The following is a 19,567-nucleotide window of genomic DNA, read 5'->3' as shown; positions in this document are numbered from 1 at the left end:
GATCTTGCACTTTCTGCCCAGACGAAGCGGGACAAGCCACGCAGGTCGGGGGCCGAAAGTGCAAGATCGCCGGTGCGGAGGGCTCGGCCTGCTCGGCGCGCAGGCCGGCGCGGCCGGTCAGCCGACCGGCTGGCGGGCCGGGGTGGGCTCGGTGGGCTCGGTGGGCGCGGCAGGCTCCGTGGGCTTGGTGGGCTCGGTGGACGAGGAAGGCTCGGTGGACGAGGCAGGCTCCGTGGGCTCGGTGGGCGGGGTCGCCGGGGTCGGGCGGCGGCGCAGGGTCACCAGGGCGACCAGCAACGCCGCCGTGACGAGGACGGCGGCCACGGCGAACGCCGTCCGGTAGCCGGCGGCGAGCGCGTCGGCCTCCGTCCAGCCGGCGTCCCGCAGGCCGTCGGCGCGGCCGGCGGCCAGCGTGGCGAGCGCGGCCAGCCCGAACGCGCCACCGACCTGCTGGGTGGTGTTGACCAGGCCGGAGGCCAGCCCGGCGTCGGCCGGGTCGGCGCCGGCCATCGCCAGCGTGGTGACCGCCGGCAGGGTGAGCCCGCCGGCGACGCCGAAGAGGAGCACCGCCGGGAGCACGTCGGGCAGGTAGCCGCCGTCGACCGGGATCCGGGCGAGCAGCAGGAACGCGACCACGGCCACCGCGAGGCCGGTGACCAGCACCGTCCGGGCGCCGTGGCGGGCGATCAGCCGCCCGGCGACGCCGAGCGAGATCACCGCGATCGTCACCGGCGTGGGCAGGAAGGCCAGCCCGGTGGCCGTCGGGTCCAGATCCAGCACCAGCTGGAGTTCGAGGGCGAGCAGGAACTGGAAGCCGAAGTACGCGGCGACCATGAGGAACTGCACGACGTTCGCGGCGACCAGGTCGGGGGTGCGCAGCACCCGCGGCGGCAGCAGCGGGGTCGCGGCCGACCGCTGCCGCAGCGCGAACGCCACGAGCAGGGCCGCCGCGAGGCCGGCCACGCCGAGCGTCCGGGTGGAGGCCCAGCCGTGTTCCTCGGTGCCGACGATCGCCAGCACGGCGAGCATCAGGCCCCCGGTGACCAGCGTCCCGCCGAGCAGGTCCAGGCCGGCGCGCAGCCCCATCCCGCGGTCGGCGTCGAGCAGGCGCACGGCGCCCACCAGGATCGCCAGGCCGATCGGCAGGTTGATCGCGAAGATGGCGGGCCAGCCGGCGAGGTCGGTGAGCACGCCTCCCGCCAGCATGCCGATCGACGCCCCGGCGGCGCCGGTGAAGCTGAAGACGGCGATGGCGCGGGCCCGCTCGGCCGGTTCCGGGAAGAGCCGGACGATCATGCCGAGGCTGACCGCCATGGTGAGCGCCCCGCCGACGCCCTGGAGGAAGCGGGCCACGATCAGCACCTCCGGGCCGGTCGCGACCGCGCAGAGCAGCGAGGCCGCGGTGAACAGCGTGACGCCGGCCAGGAAGGCCGTCCGGCGGCCGAGCAGGTCGCCGAGACGGCCGGCGAGCAGCAGCAGCCCGCCGAAGGCGACGAGGTAGGCGTTGACCACCCAGGCCAGGCCCGTCGCGGTGAAGCCGAGGTCCCGCTGGATGGCGGGCAGCGCCACGGCGACGATACTGCCGTCGAGGATGATCATCAGGCTGCCGGCGCAGAGCACGAACAGCGCCGGCCAGCGCTTGTCGACGGTAGGGGTGGACATCGGACGCCTCCTAAGTGCATGGTTTGTTACCAGAGACATCTTCTGTGACCGTGAGGCCCAGCATAAGGAGGCACTTTCATGTCCCAGGGGAACACCGATGTGTCCGTTGACCTGGCGCAGGCGTGCGCGGTCGGCGACGCGCCCTTCACCCCCGGCCAGGCCAAGGCGTGCACCGTCCGGGAGGTGCTCGACCGGGTGGGCGGCAAGTGGAGCATCGGCATCCTGGTCGCCGCCTCCCAGGGGCCGGTGCGCTTCACCGAGTTGGAGCGCCACGTGGAGGGGATCAGCCGCCGGATGCTCACCCTGACCCTGCGCCAGCTGGAACGCGACGGCCTGCTGCAGCGGACGGTCTACCCGACCGTGCCGCCGAAGGTGGAGTACACCGCCACCCCGATCGCACTGGAGCTCTACGACTCGCTGGTCGCCCTGACCAGCTGGGCCGAGCGGCACCGCGCCGCCATCGCGCAGGCGCGGGCCACGTACGACCTGGCGCACGGCGAGGCGGGCTAGGCGGCGGCGGAACGGCTCGGCCCGACAGCAAACCCCGATGGCGTGTGGGGAACACCACGCCCTCGATCTGACCGATCGGTCAGGCTCTGACCGATCGGTCAGGCATGCTGGTTCGGGAGGTGGACCGGCATGGCACGGGCGGTACCGGAGACGCACGACGAGATCCTGGCGGCGGCGGCGCGGCGTTTCGGGGTGACCGGCTACCGGGGCACCTCGTTGCAGGACATCGCCCGCGAGGTGGGCTGCTCCAAGGCGGCGGTGCTCTACCACTTCGCCAACAAGGAGGCCATCCTCACCGAGCTGATGGCCCCGGCCATCGACGTCCTCCAGGCGCTCGACGAGCGGATCGCCGCGCACCACGGCGGGGCCGCCCAGCGGGTCGCCGCGGAGGGCTTCGTCGACCTCGCGGTCCGGTTCCGACGGGAGATCGCCCTGCTCCGGGGCGAGTTCCCGGAGTTGCTCCAGCAGCCCGCCTTCGCGCACATCCAGCGGATCTCCGAGCGGCTGATCGACGCGCTCGCCGGGCATCCGGAGCGACCCGCCGCCCGGATCGCGGCGCTGGTGGTGCTCGCCGGCATCTCGGAGACGTGCGGCGAGTTCATCGACGTGCCCGACGAGGAACTGCGCCCCGCCCTGCTGGCACTCGTACGACGGGCGCTCGAGCCCGTCGACTGACTCGTTCCCAACCACACACGAGGCGAGGACAAGGAACTCATGGCCACCCTGCTCTACCGGCTCGGCCGGGGCTCGATGCGCCGGCGGCGACTCGTCGCGGCGATCTGGCTCGTCGTACTCGTCGGTCTCGGCCTCGCCGCCGCGACCCTGCGCGGCCCGATAGCGGACAACTTCACGATGCCCGGCACGGAGTCGCAGCGCGCCCTCGACCTGCTCGCCGGGCAGTTCCCGGCGGCCAGCGGCGCGACCGGCACGATCGCGGTCAAGGCGCCCGCCGACGGCGCGCTCGGCAGCCCCCAGGGGCAGGCCGTGGTGAAGGAACTCACCCAGGAGGCCGCGACGCTGCCCGGGGTGGTCGGCGCCGTCGACCCGTTCCAGGTGGGGGCGGTCTCCCCCGACGGCCGGTACGCGCTGGTCCAGGTCCAGTTCGCCACCCGCGCCGACGAGGTGACCGACGCCCAGCGCGACGCGTACGAGCAGGTCGGCGCGCGGGCCGAGGCCCAGGGCTGGCAGGTCGCGCCCGGCGGCGAGGTGCTCAACGCCGTGCCGGAGGTCGGCTCGACCGAGGCGATCGGCGTCGCGATCGCCGCGATCGTCCTGGTGGTCACGTTCGGGTCGCTGGTGGCGGCCGGAATGACCATGCTCAACGCCCTGATCGGCGTGGGCGTCGGCATGGCGGGGCTCTTCGCGCTCAGCAGCGTGGTCGACCTGACCAGCACCGCGCCGATCCTCGCCCTGATGCTCGGCCTGGCCGTCGGCATCGACTACTCGCTCTTCATCACCTCCCGCTACCGGCAGAACCTGATGGAGGGGCTGCCGCCGGACGAGGCGGTGGGCCGCGCGGTGGGCACGGCCGGCTCAGCCGTGCTCTTCGCCGGGGCCACCGTGGTCATCGCGCTGGCCGGCCTGGCCGTGGTGAACATCCCGTTCCTGACCGTGATGGGTCTGGCCGCCGCCGCCACCGTCACCGTCGCGGTGCTGGTCGCGATCACCCTCCAGCCCGCCCTGCTCGGCTTCGCCGGCCGGCGGGTGCTTCCCCGCAAGCTGCGCTCGTCGACGCCGGCCGGGGACGGGGCGGCCGACGCCCCGCCGGCCGCCGAGGACCGCTCCGGGTTCGGGTTCCGCTGGGCGCGCGCCGTCACCCGGTTCCGGGTGCCCGTCATCCTGGTCGGGCTGCTCGGGCTGGGCCTGCTGGCGCTGCCCACGCCCGACATGCGGCTGGCGCTGCCGGACGCGGGCGCCGCGCCGGTCGGTTCGCCCGCCCGGGCGTCGAACGACCTGATCACCGAGGGCTTCGGGCCGGGCTTCACCGGCCGGCTCGCGGTCGTGGTCGCCGGTGACACCCCGCAGGCCACCTCGGCCGCCATCCCGCAGGTCACCGCGCTGATCCAGCGCACCGACAACGTCCTAGCGGTGGCTCCGCCGCAGCTCAGCCCGGACGGGCGCACCGCGCTGCTCGGCGTGGTGCCGAAGACGGGGCCCACCGACGAGGCCACCGAGACGCTGGTCAACGACGTCCGGGCGTCGGTCGGCGAGTTCCGCGACGTGGACGTGCTGCTGACCGGCGCGACCGCCATCGGCATCGACGTCTCCGAGAAGCTCTCCGACGCCCTGCCGGTCTACCTGCTGCTGGTGGTCGGGCTCTCGGTGCTGCTGCTGATGCTCGTCTTCCGCTCGGTGCTGGTGCCGGTCAAGGCCGCGCTGGGCTTCCTGCTCACCGTCGCCGCCACGTTCGGCATCACGGTGGCGGTGTTCCAGCAGGGCCACCTCGCCGACCTGGTCGGCCTGGACACGCCCGGCCCGCTGGTCAGCTTCCTGCCGATCCTGCTGATCGGCATCCTGTTCGGCCTGGCGATGGACTACGAGGTCTTCCTGGTCTCCCGGATGCGGGAGGACTTCGTGCACGGCGACACCGCGCAGCAGGCGACCATCAACGGGATGGGGCACGGGGCCCGGGTGGTCACCGCCGCCGCGCTGATCATGATCTCCGTCTTCGGCGGCTTCGTGTTCCTCGACGACCCGGTGATCAAGTCGATGGGCTTCGCGCTCGCGGTCGGTGTCGCCATCGACGCCTTCGTGGTGCGGATGACCATCGTGCCGGCGGTGATGTCGCTGCTCGGCCGGGGCGCCTGGTGGCTGCCGCGCTGGCTGGAGAAGGTCCTGCCCAACGTCGACATCGAGGGCGAGGGCCTGCGCGCCCACCTAGACGAGCGGGCGCCGGTGGGCCCCCGCAGCTGAGCCGCCCGGCCCGCCCGGCGTCCGGTGGGACGCCGGGCGGGCCGCTGCGTACGGGCGCCCGGCCGCCGTCGGCGGTGCGGATGCGGCGGCCCCGGATCAGCCGCGTACCGCCCGTTCCAGGTCGGCCGGGGAGCCCGCCATGATGGTGCGGGCGTGCCGGGCCACCTGCTCCGCCGGCCAGTCCCACCACGCCAGGTCGAGCAGCCGTTGCACGTCGGCCGCCTCGAAGCGCCGTCGGATCAGCCGCGCCGGATTCCCGCCCACCACGGCGTACGGCTCGACATCCGCCGTGACCACCGATCCGGCCGCGATGATCGCCCCGTCGCCGATCCGCACGCCGGGCATGATCAGGCAGCCGTAGCCGAACCAGACGTCGTTGCCGACCACCGTGTCGCCCCGGCTCGGCATGCCGGTCGCGAGGTCCAGCGTGGCGTCCCGCCAGGCGCCCTCGAACATGGCGAACGGGTACGTGGAGACCCCGGCCGTGGGGTGGGCCCCGCCGGCCATCAGGAACCGGGTGCCGGCGGCGATCGCGCAGTACCGCCCGATGACCAGCCGCTCCGGCCCGTACGCGTAGAGCACGTTGGTGCGCTCGAAGTCGGCCGGCCCGGCGGGGTCGTCGTAGTAGGTGTACTCCCCGACCTCGATCGTCGGCGAGGTGACGACGGGCTTGAGGAAGGCGACCCGGTCGAAGCCGGGCAGCGGATAGCGGGTCATCGGGTTCGGGACGGCGGTCATGCGGCTCCTTCTCCACCGCGCACGGCGCGACACCTAAACGCAACTGTCGTTGCGATAGGATCAGCTTGCCAGCCCCGCCGTCGTAACGCAACTGGAGTTGCCTTTGTCTTCCGACCGCGCCACCCGCCCCGGCGGCCGCACCGCCCGGGTCCGCGCCGCCGTCCGCGCGGCCACCCTGGCCGAGCTGGCCGAGCGGGGCTACCAGGGGCTGACCGTCGAGGCGGTCGCCGAACGCTCCGGCGTGCACAAGACCACCGTCTACCGGCGCTGGGGCAATGTCGAGGGGCTGATCGCCGACGCCCTGGAGCTGGCCAGCGGCGAGCCGTGGCCGGTCCCGGACACCGGGGACATCGCCGGCGACCTGCGGGCGCTGACCCGGGAGGTGCTGATCGGCTTCACCGACCCCGAGGACGGCCCGGTCGCCACCGCCTTCGTCTCCGCGGCGGTGCAGAACCCATCGGCCGCCCGCGCCCTGCACGCCTTCCTCGCCGCCCGGCACGAGCAGGCCGCGCCGGTCGTACGCCGCGCGGTCGCGCGGGGCGAGCTGCCCGCCGACACCGACCCCACCGAGGTGGTCCGGGTGGCCGTCGCCCCGCTCTACTACCGGCTCTTCGTCAGCGGGGAACCGGTCGACACGGCGGTCGCCGACCGGGCCGCCGACGCGGCGCTGGCCGCCGCCCGGGCCGGCGCCCTGCGCGCGGCGCCGGCTCCGCGGGCGCCGGACGATCAGACGCCGGCCGGGTAGGTCTCCATCTCGCCGGGGGTGGTCAGGGCGGGCAGCGGGTGCAGGGCGGTGGTCTCGTCGCACCAGACGAAGGCGTCGTACCGCTCCCCCAGCCGGGTCGGCACGTAGTTGCCCCAGGACTCGAACGAGGGGTCGTAGACCACCCCGATCGCCCGGTGGTCGGCGGTTCCGGTGACCCAGCCCGGCTGGTCGGGGCCGCCGAAGACGAGCACGGCCCGCTCCGGCATCAGCTCGTGCAGCCGGTGCTCGACCGAGCCGGGGCGGGCCGGCGGCACCGCCATCGCCTCGGCCGGCGAGCCCCAACGCGGCGCGGCGATCGCCGTGCCCCGGTAGCTGCCGAAGCCGACCAGGACCACCTCGTCGGCCCCGTGCCGCTCGCGGGCCAACTGGCCGATGTTGATCATCCCGTCGGCGGCCATGTCGGTGGCCCGGGCGTCCCCGACGTGTGTGTTGTGCGCCCAGACGATCCCCCGGGCGCCGGGCCCGTAGCGGTCCAGCAGCCGGTCCAGCGTGTCCGCCATGTGGATGTCCCGGACGTTCCACGACTCCGGCCCGCCGCGGACCATGGCCCGGTAGTAGCGCTCCGCGCCGGCCACCACCTCCGCGTTCTGCCAGGCCGAGAAGCTGTCCGGGCCGTCTGCGGCGGCCTGTTCGCGGGTACGCGCCAGCAGCCGGACGACCTCCTCCTCGCACCGCGCGGAGACGAACCGGCTGGCCATGCCGTACTCCTCGACGCGCTTGCCGTACGGCTCGAAGCAGCGGTACGCGTCCTGCGCCGCCTCCAGCGACGCCGGATCCTCCTCGCCGAGGTAGTCGAAGATCGCCTGCATGGACTCCCAGAGGCTGTAGACGTCCAGGCCGTGGAAGCCGGCCCGGGCCTCCGCCGGCCGCTCGACGTTCCACGCCCGCAGCCAGCTGCAGAACCGGGCCACCTCGGCGTTCGCCCACATCCACGTCGGCCAGCGCTCGAACCGCTCCAGCGCGGCGCGCGGCTCGACCGCCCCGCCCGGCGCGCCGGTCACCGAGCGGTGCACCCGGTCGCAGTCCGGCCAGTCCCCCTCCACCGCGACGAAGGAGAAGCCGCACTCGGCGATGAGCCGGCGGGTGAGCTGTTCGCGCAGCCGGTAGTAGTCGTAGGTGCCGTGCGTCGCCTCGCCGATCATCACGATCCGGGCGTCCCGGACGCGCTCCAGCAACGGGTCGAAGTCGCTCGGCGCGCCGAGCCGCTGAACCAGCATGGCGGGCGGCTACCCGGCGTGTCGCCGGGCAAACGCCGGTCGCCGACGGGCGCGGCGACCGGCGGGACGACCCGCGACCGGCCGGGGCGACGGCGGGACCGGAGTCGGAGCGGGCGGTGTGCCGGCGGGCTGAGCGGGTAGCCCGCCGGCATGACCGTCACCGGCGTGCAGTTGCAGGAGTACCTGGCCGGGCTCGACTACCCGGTCTCCCGCGAGGACCTGGTCCGCTGGGGCCAGGAGAACGGCGTCAGCACGGAGATGCTCCAGACGCTCAAGGCCCTGCCGGCGGAGGAGTTCGACTCCCCCGCCGAACTCGGCGAGGCCCTGAACACGCTGGCCTGACCGCCGCCCCGCCCGGCTTCAGCGGGCGTGCAGCAGCCGGAACAGCACCAGCCACTGCTCCGGCCAGACGTGCCCGACCGGGGTGGCCGGGTCGAGCCGGGTCGCCCGCAGCGCCGCCGACAGCCGCGCCCGCGGGTGGTGCCGGGCCAGCGAGGCCGCGAGCGAGCCGCCGACCCCGTCGAAGCCGATCTCCACCATCCGGCGGTACGCGGGCAGCGCCGACGCGGCCAGCAGCGGCTCCGGCCGCCGCTCGACGCGCAGGATGCCGGCGTCCACCCTCGGGACCGGGCGGAACGCGGTGCGGGGCACCCGGCCGGCGAGGCGCCAGCCGAACTCCGGCCAGGTCAGCACGGTGAGCCGGGTCCACCGGCCGTAGTCGCCGCTGCGCCGGCGGGCGTACTCGAGCTGGGTGAGCAGGGTCGCCGCGCGCAGTCCCGGCGCGGCCAGGCACCACCGCACCACGGCCGAGGTGAGCGACCAGGGGATGTTGCCGACGACGTCGAACTCCTCGGGCGGCGGCGGGACGGTGAGGAAGTCGACCTGCCGGTGGGTCACGTTCGGCAGGGTCGCGCAGACCCTGGCCAGCTCGGCGCCGGCGGCCGGGTCCACCTCGTACGCCGTCAGGTGCCGGCAGCGGGCCGCGAGCGGCCGGGTGAGCTGGCCCCGGCCGGCGCCCACCTCCAGCAGGAGCCGGTCGGGGGCGGGGCGGGCGGCGTGGACCACCCGGGCGATCGCGGCCGGGTCGGCGAGGAAGTTCTGGGAGAGTACGCGACGGGACCGGTCGCGTTCGGTTTCTCGGGTACGGCGGGGCGCCACGGGTCATCGTCCTGTCTGTCGCCGAGCGGCGACGCGGCGGACAGGCAGCCGCAGGCGGGGCCTGTCCGAGGGAAGAGTGGACTCGGACGGCCCTGGGCGTGGCGCGGAACTTCGGATCGGCGGCGCACGGCGGCACGCCACCGCCGGACCGGGGACCGGGGTCGCGTGCGGCAACCCACCGCCGGGCCGACGGCCGGGGTGGCGTGCGGCACGCCACGGCCGGGTCGGTGGCCGGGGTGTCGCCGACGGGCGGCGCTCACTCCGGGGAGGTCACCCGGGACGGCGGTGGGACGGCGGTGGGACGGCGCCCGGCGCCCGGGTGGGACCGGGCGAAGGGTGCTGCGTGTGCGGTGCGGGATCAGTCGCGGGTCGCGCCGGCCAGGGCCGGACGCCGGACTCGCGGGCGGGCCACCAGGAGCGGCCCGAAGGCGGCCGGCGTGCCGACCCCCTCGATCAGAGCGTGCGGAGACATGTCCGCGACCCTAGCGCCGCCGGCCCCGCCCGGCGACCGCATTTCCGCCCGACCCGCCGATCCACCCGGCGGCGTCACTGCCGCGGCGGCGGCCGTCCTGGACCGCGGTCGCGGCGCCGGGTGGCCGGGGAGGCGTCGGAGCAGGCGCTCCGGTTCCTGCTCAGCCCGCCACGTCGACGGTGCGACCCTCGGCGCGGGCGGTCTCGGCGGCGGCGAGCACGGCGACGACCTCGCGGCCGAAGCGCACGTCGCAGCGGTGGTCGCGGGTGCCCGACCCGATCTCCTCCAGCAACTGGTCGATCGCCACCCCGAACGCGGTCGCCGAGTCGCCCTCGCCGGGCGGGACGGTCTCGACGCCGTTCTCGCCGTAGAAGACGAACTCCCGGCTCACCGCCTCCGGCGGGGCGTCCAGGGTCAGCGACACCGTGCTGGTCGCGCCCCCGTCGTGGGTGAGGAGCAGGTGGACGAGCCCCCGCGGCCCGTCCATCGCGGCGACGCGGGTGACCCGGCCGAGCACCGGCAGGAGGAGCGACAGCGCGTGCGGGCCGATGTCCCAGAGCGCGCCGTGCTCCCGGCGCCAGGGCGAGGCCCCGTACGGGCTGCCGGGCTGGAAGATGGACCCGAACCGGATCGCCTTGGCGGTGTGCCAGCCGCCGACGGCGGCCGTCGAGGCGAGGAAGCCGGCGACGTCCGGCTGGTAGCGGCCGGTGAAGAAGACCACCGAGGCGACGCCCGCCGCCTGCGCGGCCTCGACCACCCGGTCGGCGTCGGCGACGCGCAACGCGAGCGGCTTGTCCAGCAGCAGGTGGCGGCCGGCGGTGGCCGCGCGGACCGCGATGCCGGCCTGGACGTCCGGCGGGAGGGCCACGGCGACCGCGTCGCAGGCGTCGATCAGCGCGTCGGCGTCGTCGAACGCCGGCACCCCGTAGCGCTCGGCCAGGGCGGCGGCCTTGCGCGGGTCGCGGCCCCACACGCCCGCGAACGCGACCCCCGGGTGCGCGTCCAGCGCCGCGCCGTGCGTCTCCGCCGCCCAGTGACCGGTGCCGAACAACCCGAACCGCACCACGAGAACCTCCACGTCGTCGTCACACCACGGTACCCGCGAGGATCCGTCGCGGGGCCTTCCCCGCCGCAGTGCTGCCCGGCCGGTGGGTGCTCGGTGACGGCCTGCTCAGGCCCGCAGAGTGGCGGTCAACCGCTCCGCGGCGACCTGCGCTCCGTCGGCGCGTACGACGGCGGCGAACGCGCGGGCGCGGGCGGCCACCTCGGGACGTAGTGCGGCGCCGAGCGCCGCGGTCAGCGACTCGACGGTCGGTACCGCGCCGGGGTGCGCGCTGCCGATGCCGAGTGCGGACACCCGGCGCGCGAAGTAGTGCTGGTCGTAGACCTGCGGTATGACGACCTGCGGTGTCCCGGCCCGCGCCGCCGTGGTCGTGGTGCCCGAGCCGCCGTGGTGGACCGCCGCGGCCACCCTCTTGAACAGCGCCTGCTGGTTCACCTCGCCGACGACCATGCAGTCGGGCGCCCGGTCGACCGGCGAGAGGGGTGCCCAGCCCCGGGAGACGACCAGCCGGCAGCCGACCGCGCGCACCGCCTGGACAGCCGTCTCCAGCAGGCCCGGGGGTGCGGCGATGCTGCCGAATCCGACGTAGACGCACGGCTCGCCGGCGTCCAGGAAGGTCGTCAGCTCGGTGGGCAGCGGCCGCTCGTCCGGCAGCAGCCAGGCGCCCGGTTGATAGACAGCCGTGTCGGCATCCGGCCAGGGCGCCAGTGTCGGGTCGGCGGCCAGCCACGGCTGGTCGGTGTGGATGTGGGCGCTGACGTCGTCGACCGGAACCAGTCCCACCGCCGCCCGCAGCGCGTTGAGCGGCGCGCCGAAGGTGTCGTTGACGTGCCGCAGGTTGGCGGCCCACAGTTCGCGGTTGTCGGCCGAGTCGGGCGCGGGCACCTCCCCGAGGACCGGCAGCGGCAACGGGGGGTGGTGCGGTGCGGGAAGGGCCGCCGGGCAGAGCGCCGCGAAGACGTACGGTATGCCCCGTCTTTCCGCCACGGTGCGGGCGGCGATCTGGAGGCCGGTCGCCGCGAGGAGGACGTCACAGTCCCGGGCCGCCGCCGACAGCACCTCGAACTGGATGGCGATGGAGGACTCGGCCAGCTGGCGTACCCGTGCCGGCGAGGGCCGGGGCACGGCGGCCCGCGACCGGGGCGCCGCCGACCTGCGCCAGGGCGGACCGACGGGCACGAAGGGGATCTGGAAGCCGGCCACCCACCGGGCGAAGTCCGGCGGGGCGCAGAGGCGGACCTGCAGGTCCAGAGCCTTCAACCGCGCTGCCAACGCCACCAGCGGTTGGACGTCGCCGCGTGACCCGAGGGTCGACAGCAGTACGCGCATGATGCTCGCCTTTCCGTCTCGAGCGGCGGATCCGGGCGCGGTGGGACTGGCCGGGACACCCACGTCGGGCCCGGCCGCACCGTCGGGCGGCCACCCCGGCGCGGGGAGCGGCCCGCCGGTGCCGTGGGTCAGGCCCTGGCGGCGACCTGGCCGGGCGCGCGGCGCGCGGCGCTGGTGGCGGGCTGGGGAGCCCGCAACGTCAGCACGTGACCGAGCCCCTCGACCGCGCGCAGCTCGGTCGCGCACTGGGCGGCCTGGGTCTGGCGCAGGTAGTCCAGCGTCCGCGGGTCGGCGGCGCACATCCCCGGCGTCTGGTCGGCGGTGGCGACCAGATGGACCTCGCCGGCCAGCAGCAGCGAGGCGGAGATGAACTGGCAGAGTTCCGGCCACAGCAGGTACCGCCAGAAGTCGACGCTGACCACCGCGTCCAGACTGCCGGGCGGCATGGGTGGGGCGACGCCGAGCAGGTGGAAGTTGGTCGGCCCGATGGGTGCGGCGTAGTCGTAGGTGAGCGCCGAGGCGGGCAGCCCGGAGTCGGCGCGGCCGGTGCCGATCCAGAGCGCCCTGGGCCCCCGCAACCGGCCGGCGAGGCGCGCGGCGGCGGGCCCGATGGCGCAGGCCGACCGCTCGACGCACTCGTCGATGAGCGCCCGGTAGTGCAGGATCCGCCGGATGGCCTCGTACCCCATGACCGCGGTGAGGAACTCCCACTCCAGGCAGGGGTACATCCGCGCGGCCTGCTGGAAGTTGGCCTTCATCTCCATCCAGTTGCGGGTGATGTTCTTGTGGTGCGGCAGGTGGACGACCCGGGCGTCGTCGTCGTAGCCGAAGTTGACGCCGTCCGGCAGGCTCCGGTCCACGCGGTAGAACAGCTCTACGTCCTCCACGCCGTAGCTCAGACCGAACGCCTCGCGGTAGCCACCGACCTGGGCGAAGCGGGAGCTGGCGAGCGAGATGTTGTGCGTGTAGGCGACCACCCAGCCGGCCCGGAGCCAGTCGCTGTCGTCGTCCGGCAGTCCCATCGCGAACCGCAGGTCGCCACCGTGTGGGAAGGCGCGCGGAATCGTGTGCGACTCGCCGGCCAGCACGGCGGGCAGGTCGGCGAGGCCGATCTCGTCCCGCCGGCCGATCAGCACCGCCGCGTTGCCGGGCGCGCTGTGCCACGCCAGGTGTCTCTCCAACAGGTCGGGCACCGCCCACGAGTCGGCGTCGAGGAAGACCAGCAAGGGCGCGGAGGCGCACCGCGCCCCCTCGTTCCGGGCGCCGGAGCGGCCCTTGCGCCGGGGCAGCTCCACCAGGCGCAGGCGGAGGCCGGCGCCTTCGGCGAGAGCCTCGGCGTACCCGTCGGAGGATCCACCGTCCCGGACCACGATCACTTCGAAGCGTTCCGCCGGCAGTGTCTGGCGGGTCAGCGCCTGGAGGGTCAGCGCGAGGCACTGCGGATCCTGGTAGGTCGGCATCACCACGCTCAGCGCCGGGCGGATGGTGGGCAGCGACATGGCGATCCTCTCCGTCGGACGAACTTGCCATCGGAGGTCAGCGAGATAGCCAGAGAGTAGCGTTCCGAAAGGTTTTCGTAATACATGAGTAGGGGTCGATAGGGGTAGGAACGTCCCTTCGCGACAGTCGTCGCCCCGGCCGGACCCGCTCCCCGCGCCGACCAGCACGACTCCCTCGGACGCCGCGCGCCAGCAGGCCGGGCGGGCGGACGACGCGCCGTCGCGGCGGGGCGGCGGGTGACCGGGTGTACTACGCGGGTTAGTAGGCTGTGCCGGTGACCGAACCGCGCCCCGGATGGCCCCGATGACCAGCGCAGCCTCGGCCGGTTCGCCGGTGGACGGGCTCCTCGCGACCGCCTCGATCGCGCTCTCGCTCCTCGTCGCCGCCTGGGCCCTGGTGGCGACACTGCGGCGCCGCGCGCCGGACCGGGTGCAGTTCGCGGGCCTGGCCGTGCTGGAGGCGGCGCTGCTCGCGCTTACCGGGTTCGCGCTGGTCGCCCTCGGCGGCGGCGAGCGGCCGGGCGAGCCGGGGGCCTTCTTCGGGTACCTGGCCACGCTGGTCTGCCTGCCGCCCCTGGCCTGGGTGCTGGCCAGGATGGAGCCGACCCGCTGGGGCTCGGCCATCGTCTGCGCGGTCTGCCTGGTCACGCCGGTGGTCGTCGTACGGCTCCAGCAGACGTGGGAGGTGCTGGGTGGCTGAGGCGCGGGCCCCGGAGCGGAAGCGGACCAACGCCGGCCCGGGACGGCTGCTGATCGCGGTCTACCTGCTCTTCGCGATCGCCGCGACGAGCCGCGCCGGCCTGCAGATCGCCACGAAGTTCGACGAGGCGCCCGTGGCGTACCTGCTCTCGGCGCTCGCCGCGGCCATCTACATCGTCGCGGCGGTGGGGCTGGCCCGCGCCGGCGCCGCCGGCCGGCGCGTCGCCCTGGCGTGCTGCACCGTGGAGCTGGCCGGGGTGCTCGGCGTCGGGATCCTCAGCGTGGCCGACCCGGAACTCTTCCCCGACGAGACGGTCTGGTCGCGGTTCGGCAGCGGCTACGGCTACATCCCGCTGGTCCTGCCGGTGCTCGGCCTGCTCTGGCTCTGGCGCACCCGGCGCGACCCCGCCTGACCCGGCTCGGTGCACCCGGCGGCCGTGCGGGCGCGTTCGGCGTGGACGCCGGCAGCGGCGACGTGACCGCCCGGGAACCGGTCGCTCCCGGGAAGACCGGCCCGACCCCGGCGGGCGGTGGCCCGCCGGGGCGGGCGGGTCAGTCCTTGGGACCGCCGGCGACGTAGATGACCTGACCCGACACGAAGGACGCCCCCTCGCTGGCCAGGAACGCGATGGTGTGCGCCACGTCCTCCGGCCGGCCGACCCGGCGGACCGGGATCTCCGACTCGGCGTGCTTCTGGAGCGCCTCGAAGTCGACCTTCATCCGGGCCGCGGTGGCGGCGGTCATGTCGGTGACGATGAAACCGGGCGCGACCGCGTTGACGGTCACCCCGAACGGGCCCAGCTCGACCGCGAGGGTCTTGGTGAAGCCCTGGAGACCGGCCTTCGCGGCGGAGTAGTTCGCCTGGCCCCGGTTGCCCAGCGCGGAGGTGCTGGACAGGTTGACGATCCGGCCCCACCTCGCCTCGACCATGTGCTTCTGGGCGGCCTGGCTGAACAGGAACGCGCCGCGCAGGTGCACGCCCATGACCGTGTCCCAGTCGGCGTCGGTCATCTTGAACAGCAGGTTGTCGCGGAGCACGCCGGCGTTGTTGACCAGCACGGTCGGCGCGCCCAGCTCGGCGGCGACCCGCTCGACGGCGGCCTCGACCTGGGCCCGGTCGGAGACGTCCGCGCCGACGCCGAGCGCCCGGCCGCCGGCCGCGGCGATCGCGTCCACGGTCTCCCCGGTCGCCGACTCGTCGATGTCGACCACCGCGACCGCGAGGCCGTCGGCAGCCAGCCGGCGGGCGGTGGCCGCCCCGATCCCCCGCGCCGCCCCCGTGACGATGGCGACCCGCTGCTCCTCCGACATGCCTACCTCCCGGTAACTTGCGTTCGATCGAAGGAGCTTAACCCAGGCGTACGCGGGGCCGGACCGGCGAGGGACGGCGGTCGTGGACCCCGCCACGAGCACGTTGCGGCTACCCTCGCCGCCGTGAGCGCAGCGGAGTTCGAAGCACCCGTCGTCGGTGTCACCGTCTACCCGGACCGGGCCCGGGTCACCCGCCGGGGCAGCACCCGGTTGGCCGCCGGCGAGCACCGGTTACGTGTCGCACCGTTGCCGCTGGGCCTGCGGCGGGAGTCGCTCCGGGTGGGCGGCCGGGGCGCGGCCACCGTGCTCGGCGTGGACGTGACGACGTGGCGGCAGGCCCGCAGCACCGACGGGCAGGTCGGCGCGCTGGAACAACGGCGCCGGGAGCTGGCCGACGAACTGGCCGAGGTCGCCGACACGGACGAGATCGAGACGCAGCGGGGGCAGTTTCTCGCCCGGCTGGCCGAGCGGGCCGGCGGCACGTACGCCCGCGCGCTGGCCGTCGGCGACGCCGCCCCGACGGACGTGGCCGTCTTCGCCGACTCGGTGGCCGGCCAGCTTGCCGACTCCCACAGCCGCCGGCGCGGGTTGGCCCGGCGGCGTACCGACCTGACCGAGGAACTGGCGGCTGTCGAGCGGCAGCTCGACGCCGCGAACGGCAAGCGGGAACCGGACCGGCTCGCCGCCGAGGTGACCGTGTCGGTGGACGCCGACGACACCGAGCTGGACCTGGAGCTGAGCTACCTGGTCGACGGGGCCCGTTGGCAGCCCTCCTACGACCTGCGGCTGGTCGACGACACCATGACCGTCACCTGGTTCGGCCTGGTCAGCCAGGACACCGGCGAGGACTGGCCGGAGTGCGCGCTCCAGCTCTCGACCGCCCGACCGGCCGCGGCGGCCGGCGTACCCGAACTGTCGCCCTGGTACCTGGACCGGGTCCGGCCGGCACCGCTGGCGGCGGCCGTGCCGGCGGCGAGCTTCGGCGCGATGCCGCCGCCCCCGGCGCCCGGCGCGGCGCCGGCCGCGGGTGCCACGGCCCGGTCGGGTCCGGCGCGCCCCCGCGTGCGGGAGAGCGTCGCCGCGGTCGAGCAGGGGGTCACCGCGGCCACCTACCGGCCGGCCCGCCCGGTCGCGGTGCCGGCGGACGGCAGCGCGTACCGGGCCACGATCGCCGTGCTGGAACTGCCGGCCCGGCTGGACCACGTGACCGTGCCGGTCCGCGCGGCGGAGGCGCACCTGCGCGCGACGGTCCGCAACACCTCGGCGCACACGCTGCTGCCCGGCCCGGCGGCGGTCTTCCACGGCGCCGACTTCGTCGCGGCCACCCGGCTGCGGGCGTGGGCGCCCGGTGAGGAGACCGAGTTGGCGCTCGGCGTGGACGACCGGGTACGGGTGGAACGGGAACTCCGCCGGCGTGCCGACACCCGGGCCGCGCTCGGCTCGACCCGGCGACGGGAGGTGGAGTACCGGATCAGCGTGGCCAACCACACGCCCCGGCCGGCGACCGTCGAGGTGCTCGACCAGTTGCCGGTGTCCCGCGACGAGGCGGTGGTCGTCCGGGAGACCACCCTCGTCCCGCCGCCGGCCGAGCGTACGGAGCTGGGCGAGGTGACCTGGCGGCTGCGGCTCGAACCGGGGGAGAGTGGCGAGATCACCATGGGCTTCCGGGTCGAGTTCGCCAAGGGGGTCGAACTGGCCGGCTGGCGGGAGTGACCGGGCGGGGAAAGGCCCTTCCCCGCGATGGGGACTGGTCCTGGCCGGTCAGCGGCCGCGACCGCGGCAGAGGCGGATCCAGCGGTAGCCGTGGCCGGCCAGCTTGAGCCGGTCCAGCTTGCCCACCTCGCCGTAGTTGCGGTCGGCGAGGACGTCGACGGGGAGGTCCGCCTCCGGCTCCAGCGTGCTGAGGTCCACCTCCGCGTCGGTGGTGCCGAGGTTGTGCAGGAAGACCATCGTCCCGGTCCGCCCGTCGGCGCGGTGCGCCAGCACCCCCGGCGGCATCGCCACGTCGATGTGTGTGGTCGAGCCCGAGCCCACCTCGGGGGCCTCGCGGAGCGTACGGATCATCCGCTCGAACCAGGCGAGCAACGACTTCGGGTCGCTGCGCTGGGCGGTCACGTTGACCTTCTCGTAGCTGAAGTCGCCCTTGTCGATCACCGGACGGACCAGCTTCTCCGGGTCGGCCGTGGAGAAGCCGGCGTTCGGCTGGTACGACCACTGCATCGGGGTGCGGATCGCCTCCCGCCCGGGCAGCGACAGGTCCTCCCCCATGCCGATCTCCTCGCCGTAGCGCAGCACCGGCGTGCCGCGCAGCGAGAACTGCAGCGCGTACGCCAGCTCGATGCGCCGGCGGTCGTTGCCGAGCATCGGGGCGAGCCGGCGGCGGATGCCCCGGTCGTAGATGCGCATGTTCTCGTCCGGACCGAACTCCGCGTACACCTGGTTGCGCTGCTCTGCGGTGAGCCGGGAGAGGTCGATCTCGTCGTGGTTGCGCAGGAAGGTGGCCCACTGCCCGCCCTCGGGCAGCGCGGGGGTGTCGCGCAGCGCCTCGATGATCGGCTCCGGGTCCCGCCGGGCCAGGGCCAGCATCAGCCGCCCGTTGAGCATGAAGTCGAAGAGCATGTGCAGGCGGTTCGCCGAGCCGCCGGCGTCGGTGAAGAAGGTCGGCAGCTGGTCGGGCTCGACGTTGGCCTCGGCGAGCAGGACGGCGTCGCCCCGGCGCCACTGCACGTGCTGGCGCAGCTCGGTGAGGAAGTCGAAGTCCTTCGGGGAACTCGGGTTGCCCGGCTCGGTCAGCTCGATGATGAACGGCACGGCGTCCATCCGGAAGCCGGAGACGCCGAGCTGGAGCCAGAACGACACGATCTTCTTGACCTCCTCGCGCACCTTCGGGTTCGCAAAGTTGAGGTCCGGCTGGAACTTGTAGAACCGGTGGTAGTACCAGGCCTTGGCGGTCCGGTCGTAGGTCCAGGTCTCGTTCTGCTCGCCGGGGAAGACCATGCCCTGGTGGCGGTCGTCCGGCTCGTGGTCGGACCAGACGTACCAGTCCCGGTACGGCGAGTCCGGCGAGGAGCGGGCGGACTGGAACCAGGGGTGCTCGTCCGAGGTGTGGTTGACGACCAGGTCGATGATCACCCGGATGCCGCGGTTCTGCGCCTGGTGCAGCAGCTCCGCGAAGTCGCCGAGGGTGCCGAAGCGCGGGTCGACGTTGTAGAAGTCGGTCGCGTCGTAGCCGTCGTCGCGGTTGGGCGACGGGTGGATGGGGTGCAGCCAGAGGCAGGTCACGCCCAGCCTGGCGAGGTAGTCGAGTCGGCCGATCAGGCCCCGGATGTCGCCGACGCCGTCGCCGTCGGAGTCCGCGTACGTGTCGATGTCGAGGCAGTAGACGACCGCCTCGGAATACCACCTGTCAGCCATGTCGACCTAATGTCTCCGATCCGCGCGCCCGGCAAACGCGAGCGGTTTCCCGAGCGGCCGACGCGGGGCTGGTGGCATCGTGTGTCTCAGCGTGGCGGCGGTTCAGCGTGGTCGTCGCCGCCAACGGCAACCCTGGCGCGTCGGGTGAATCACCGCGGGTACGGTCGCCGACATGGGTGACGCGAAGCGACCGGTCGACTGGGCCGAGGGCGAGTGGTGGAACGAGCCGGTGCGGGTCGAGGACGGGCCGGCGGGCGAGCTGCTGGTGGAGCCGGCCGAGGGCAGCGACCTGTGGCGGCACACCTCGTACGGCTTCGTGCACGACGACGCCCCGGCGCTGCTCGCGCCCTTCCCCGTCGGCGACGCGATGGAGGTGGCGTTCCGCCTCGACTACGGCGAGCAGTTCGACCAGGCCGGCGTGCTGGTGCGGGTGGACGAGCGGAACTGGGTCAAGGCCGGGGTGGAGGTCAGCGACGGGCAGCCGCAGGTCGGGGCCGTGGTGACCCGGGAGGCGTCCGACTGGTCGGTCGCGCCGGTGCCGGAGTGGGCCGGGCGGGCGGTCACCGTCCGGGTCAGCCGCGGTCCGGACGCACTGACCGTCCGGGCCCGCGCCGACGAGGGGCCGTGGCGCCTGGTCCGGCTCGCCCCGCTGCCGCCGGAGGCGGTGGCGGCGGCCGGGCCGTACTGCTGCTCCCCCACCCGGGCAGGGCTGCGGGTCCGGTTCACCGGCTGGTGGCGGGGGCCCGCCGACGCGGCGCTGCACCCCGAGGACTGAGCCCGGGTGGCTCGGCTCACGGGCAGGTGTGACCGGCGGGT

At 74.5% G+C, this 19,567-nt stretch carries 18 protein-coding genes; 9 read left to right on the top strand and 9 right to left on the bottom strand.

Annotated features, from left to right (window positions below):
- Positions 1 to 117: 117 nt before the first annotated feature.
- Positions 118 to 1,662, bottom strand: a complete 1,545-nt coding sequence (locus ACGF7U_RS22360) for an MFS transporter (protein ID WP_393109519.1) — start codon at positions 1,660 to 1,662, stop codon at positions 118 to 120.
- A gap of 78 nt (positions 1,663 to 1,740) precedes the next feature.
- Here ACGF7U_RS22360 and ACGF7U_RS22355 point away from each other — a divergent pair, with 78 nt between their 5' ends.
- The 3 genes from ACGF7U_RS22355 (at position 1,741) to ACGF7U_RS22345 (ending at position 5,085) form a co-directional block, all read left to right on the top strand.
- Positions 1,741 to 2,172: a winged helix-turn-helix transcriptional regulator gene (locus ACGF7U_RS22355; RefSeq protein ID WP_393109517.1), complete on the top strand. Its 432-nt coding sequence runs from the start codon at positions 1,741 to 1,743 to the stop codon at positions 2,170 to 2,172.
- Between the two features lie 129 nt (positions 2,173 to 2,301).
- Positions 2,302 to 2,847 (top strand): TetR/AcrR family transcriptional regulator, encoded by a 546-nt coding sequence (locus ACGF7U_RS22350; protein ID WP_393109515.1) that lies wholly within the window; start codon positions 2,302 to 2,304, stop codon positions 2,845 to 2,847.
- 39 nt (positions 2,848 to 2,886) lie between these two features.
- Positions 2,887 to 5,085: an MMPL family transporter gene (locus tag ACGF7U_RS22345; RefSeq protein WP_393109513.1), complete on the top strand. Its 2,199-nt coding sequence runs from the start codon at positions 2,887 to 2,889 to the stop codon at positions 5,083 to 5,085.
- A 96-nt stretch (positions 5,086 to 5,181) separates the two neighbouring features.
- Here ACGF7U_RS22345 and ACGF7U_RS22340 read toward each other — a convergent pair whose 3' ends face one another.
- Positions 5,182 to 5,823: a CatB-related O-acetyltransferase gene (locus tag ACGF7U_RS22340; protein ID WP_393109511.1), complete on the bottom strand. Its 642-nt coding sequence runs from the start codon at positions 5,821 to 5,823 to the stop codon at positions 5,182 to 5,184.
- A gap of 103 nt (positions 5,824 to 5,926) precedes the next feature.
- On the opposite strand from ACGF7U_RS22340, the gene ACGF7U_RS22335 reads away from it, so the two are divergent.
- On the top strand, positions 5,927 to 6,568 hold the full coding sequence (locus ACGF7U_RS22335; protein ID WP_393109509.1) for a TetR/AcrR family transcriptional regulator: 642 nt from the start codon (positions 5,927 to 5,929) through the stop codon (positions 6,566 to 6,568).
- Here ACGF7U_RS22335 and ACGF7U_RS22330 read toward each other — a convergent pair.
- Positions 6,550 to 7,806, bottom strand: coding sequence for an erythromycin esterase family protein (locus ACGF7U_RS22330; protein ID WP_393109507.1), 1,257 nt, complete (start codon positions 7,804 to 7,806; stop codon positions 6,550 to 6,552). The two genes, ACGF7U_RS22335 and ACGF7U_RS22330, sit on opposite strands and share 19 nt — an antisense overlap.
- Positions 7,807 to 7,956: 150 nt before the next feature.
- On the opposite strand from ACGF7U_RS22330, the gene ACGF7U_RS22325 reads away from it, so the two are divergent.
- Entirely contained in the window at positions 7,957 to 8,148 is a 192-nt protein-coding gene (locus tag ACGF7U_RS22325) for a DUF2795 domain-containing protein (protein WP_393109505.1), read from the top strand.
- 18 nt (positions 8,149 to 8,166) lie between these two features.
- Here the strand turns inward: ACGF7U_RS22325 and erm are convergent, their stop codons facing one another.
- From erm to ACGF7U_RS22305, 4 genes are all read right to left on the bottom strand, one after another.
- The gene (erm, locus tag ACGF7U_RS22320; RefSeq protein ID WP_393109503.1) at positions 8,167 to 8,964 is read right to left on the bottom strand and encodes an ErmE/ErmH/ErmO/ErmR family 23S rRNA (adenine(2058)-N(6))-methyltransferase; all 798 of its coding nucleotides are present in this window, start codon (positions 8,962 to 8,964) and stop codon (positions 8,167 to 8,169) included.
- A gap of 632 nt (positions 8,965 to 9,596) precedes the next feature.
- Entirely contained in the window at positions 9,597 to 10,502 is a 906-nt protein-coding gene (locus ACGF7U_RS22315; RefSeq protein WP_393109636.1) for a Gfo/Idh/MocA family protein, read from the bottom strand.
- A 105-nt stretch (positions 10,503 to 10,607) separates the two neighbouring features.
- Positions 10,608 to 11,828, bottom strand: coding sequence for a glycosyltransferase (locus ACGF7U_RS22310; protein WP_393109502.1), 1,221 nt, complete (start codon positions 11,826 to 11,828; stop codon positions 10,608 to 10,610).
- 128 nt (positions 11,829 to 11,956) lie between these two features.
- Positions 11,957 to 13,327: a glycosyltransferase family 2 protein gene (locus ACGF7U_RS22305; RefSeq protein WP_393109500.1), complete on the bottom strand. Its 1,371-nt coding sequence runs from the start codon at positions 13,325 to 13,327 to the stop codon at positions 11,957 to 11,959.
- Positions 13,328 to 13,631: 304 nt separating this feature from the next.
- On the opposite strand from ACGF7U_RS22305, the gene ACGF7U_RS22300 reads away from it, so the two are divergent.
- Positions 13,632 to 14,027, top strand: coding sequence for a hypothetical protein (locus ACGF7U_RS22300; RefSeq protein ID WP_393109498.1), 396 nt, complete (start codon positions 13,632 to 13,634; stop codon positions 14,025 to 14,027).
- A complete protein-coding gene (locus ACGF7U_RS22295; RefSeq protein WP_393109496.1) occupies positions 14,020 to 14,439 on the top strand; it encodes a hypothetical protein in 420 nt (139 codons plus the stop codon). The genes ACGF7U_RS22300 and ACGF7U_RS22295 overlap by 8 nt, the downstream gene beginning before the upstream one ends.
- A gap of 139 nt (positions 14,440 to 14,578) precedes the next feature.
- Here the strand turns inward: ACGF7U_RS22295 and fabG are convergent, their stop codons facing one another.
- A complete protein-coding gene (gene fabG / locus ACGF7U_RS22290) occupies positions 14,579 to 15,337 on the bottom strand; it encodes a 3-oxoacyl-ACP reductase FabG (RefSeq protein WP_393109494.1) in 759 nt (252 codons plus the stop codon).
- 123 nt (positions 15,338 to 15,460) lie between these two features.
- Between fabG and ACGF7U_RS22285 the strand changes: the two genes are divergently transcribed.
- Positions 15,461 to 17,050 carry a DUF4139 domain-containing protein gene (locus tag ACGF7U_RS22285; protein WP_393109492.1) on the top strand — a complete coding sequence of 530 codons (1,590 nt, stop codon included), beginning with the start codon at positions 15,461 to 15,463 and terminating at the stop codon, positions 17,048 to 17,050.
- 48 nt (positions 17,051 to 17,098) lie between these two features.
- On the opposite strand, the gene ACGF7U_RS22280 is transcribed toward ACGF7U_RS22285, so the two are convergent.
- On the bottom strand, positions 17,099 to 18,751 hold the full coding sequence (locus ACGF7U_RS22280; protein ID WP_393109490.1) for an alpha-amylase family protein: 1,653 nt from the start codon (positions 18,749 to 18,751) through the stop codon (positions 17,099 to 17,101).
- Between the two features lie 172 nt (positions 18,752 to 18,923).
- Here ACGF7U_RS22280 and ACGF7U_RS22275 point away from each other — a divergent pair, with 172 nt between their 5' ends.
- Entirely contained in the window at positions 18,924 to 19,526 is a 603-nt protein-coding gene (locus tag ACGF7U_RS22275; protein ID WP_393109488.1) for a DUF1349 domain-containing protein, read from the top strand.
- Positions 19,527 to 19,567: the final 41 nt, after the last annotated feature.

The organism is Micromonospora sp. NPDC047670 (genome assembly GCF_043204915.1).
Taxonomy (GTDB): domain Bacteria; phylum Actinomycetota; class Actinomycetes; order Mycobacteriales; family Micromonosporaceae; genus Micromonospora.
The sequence above is the reverse complement of the archived record's forward strand: the minus strand, read 5'-3'. Positions and strand labels throughout refer to the sequence as shown.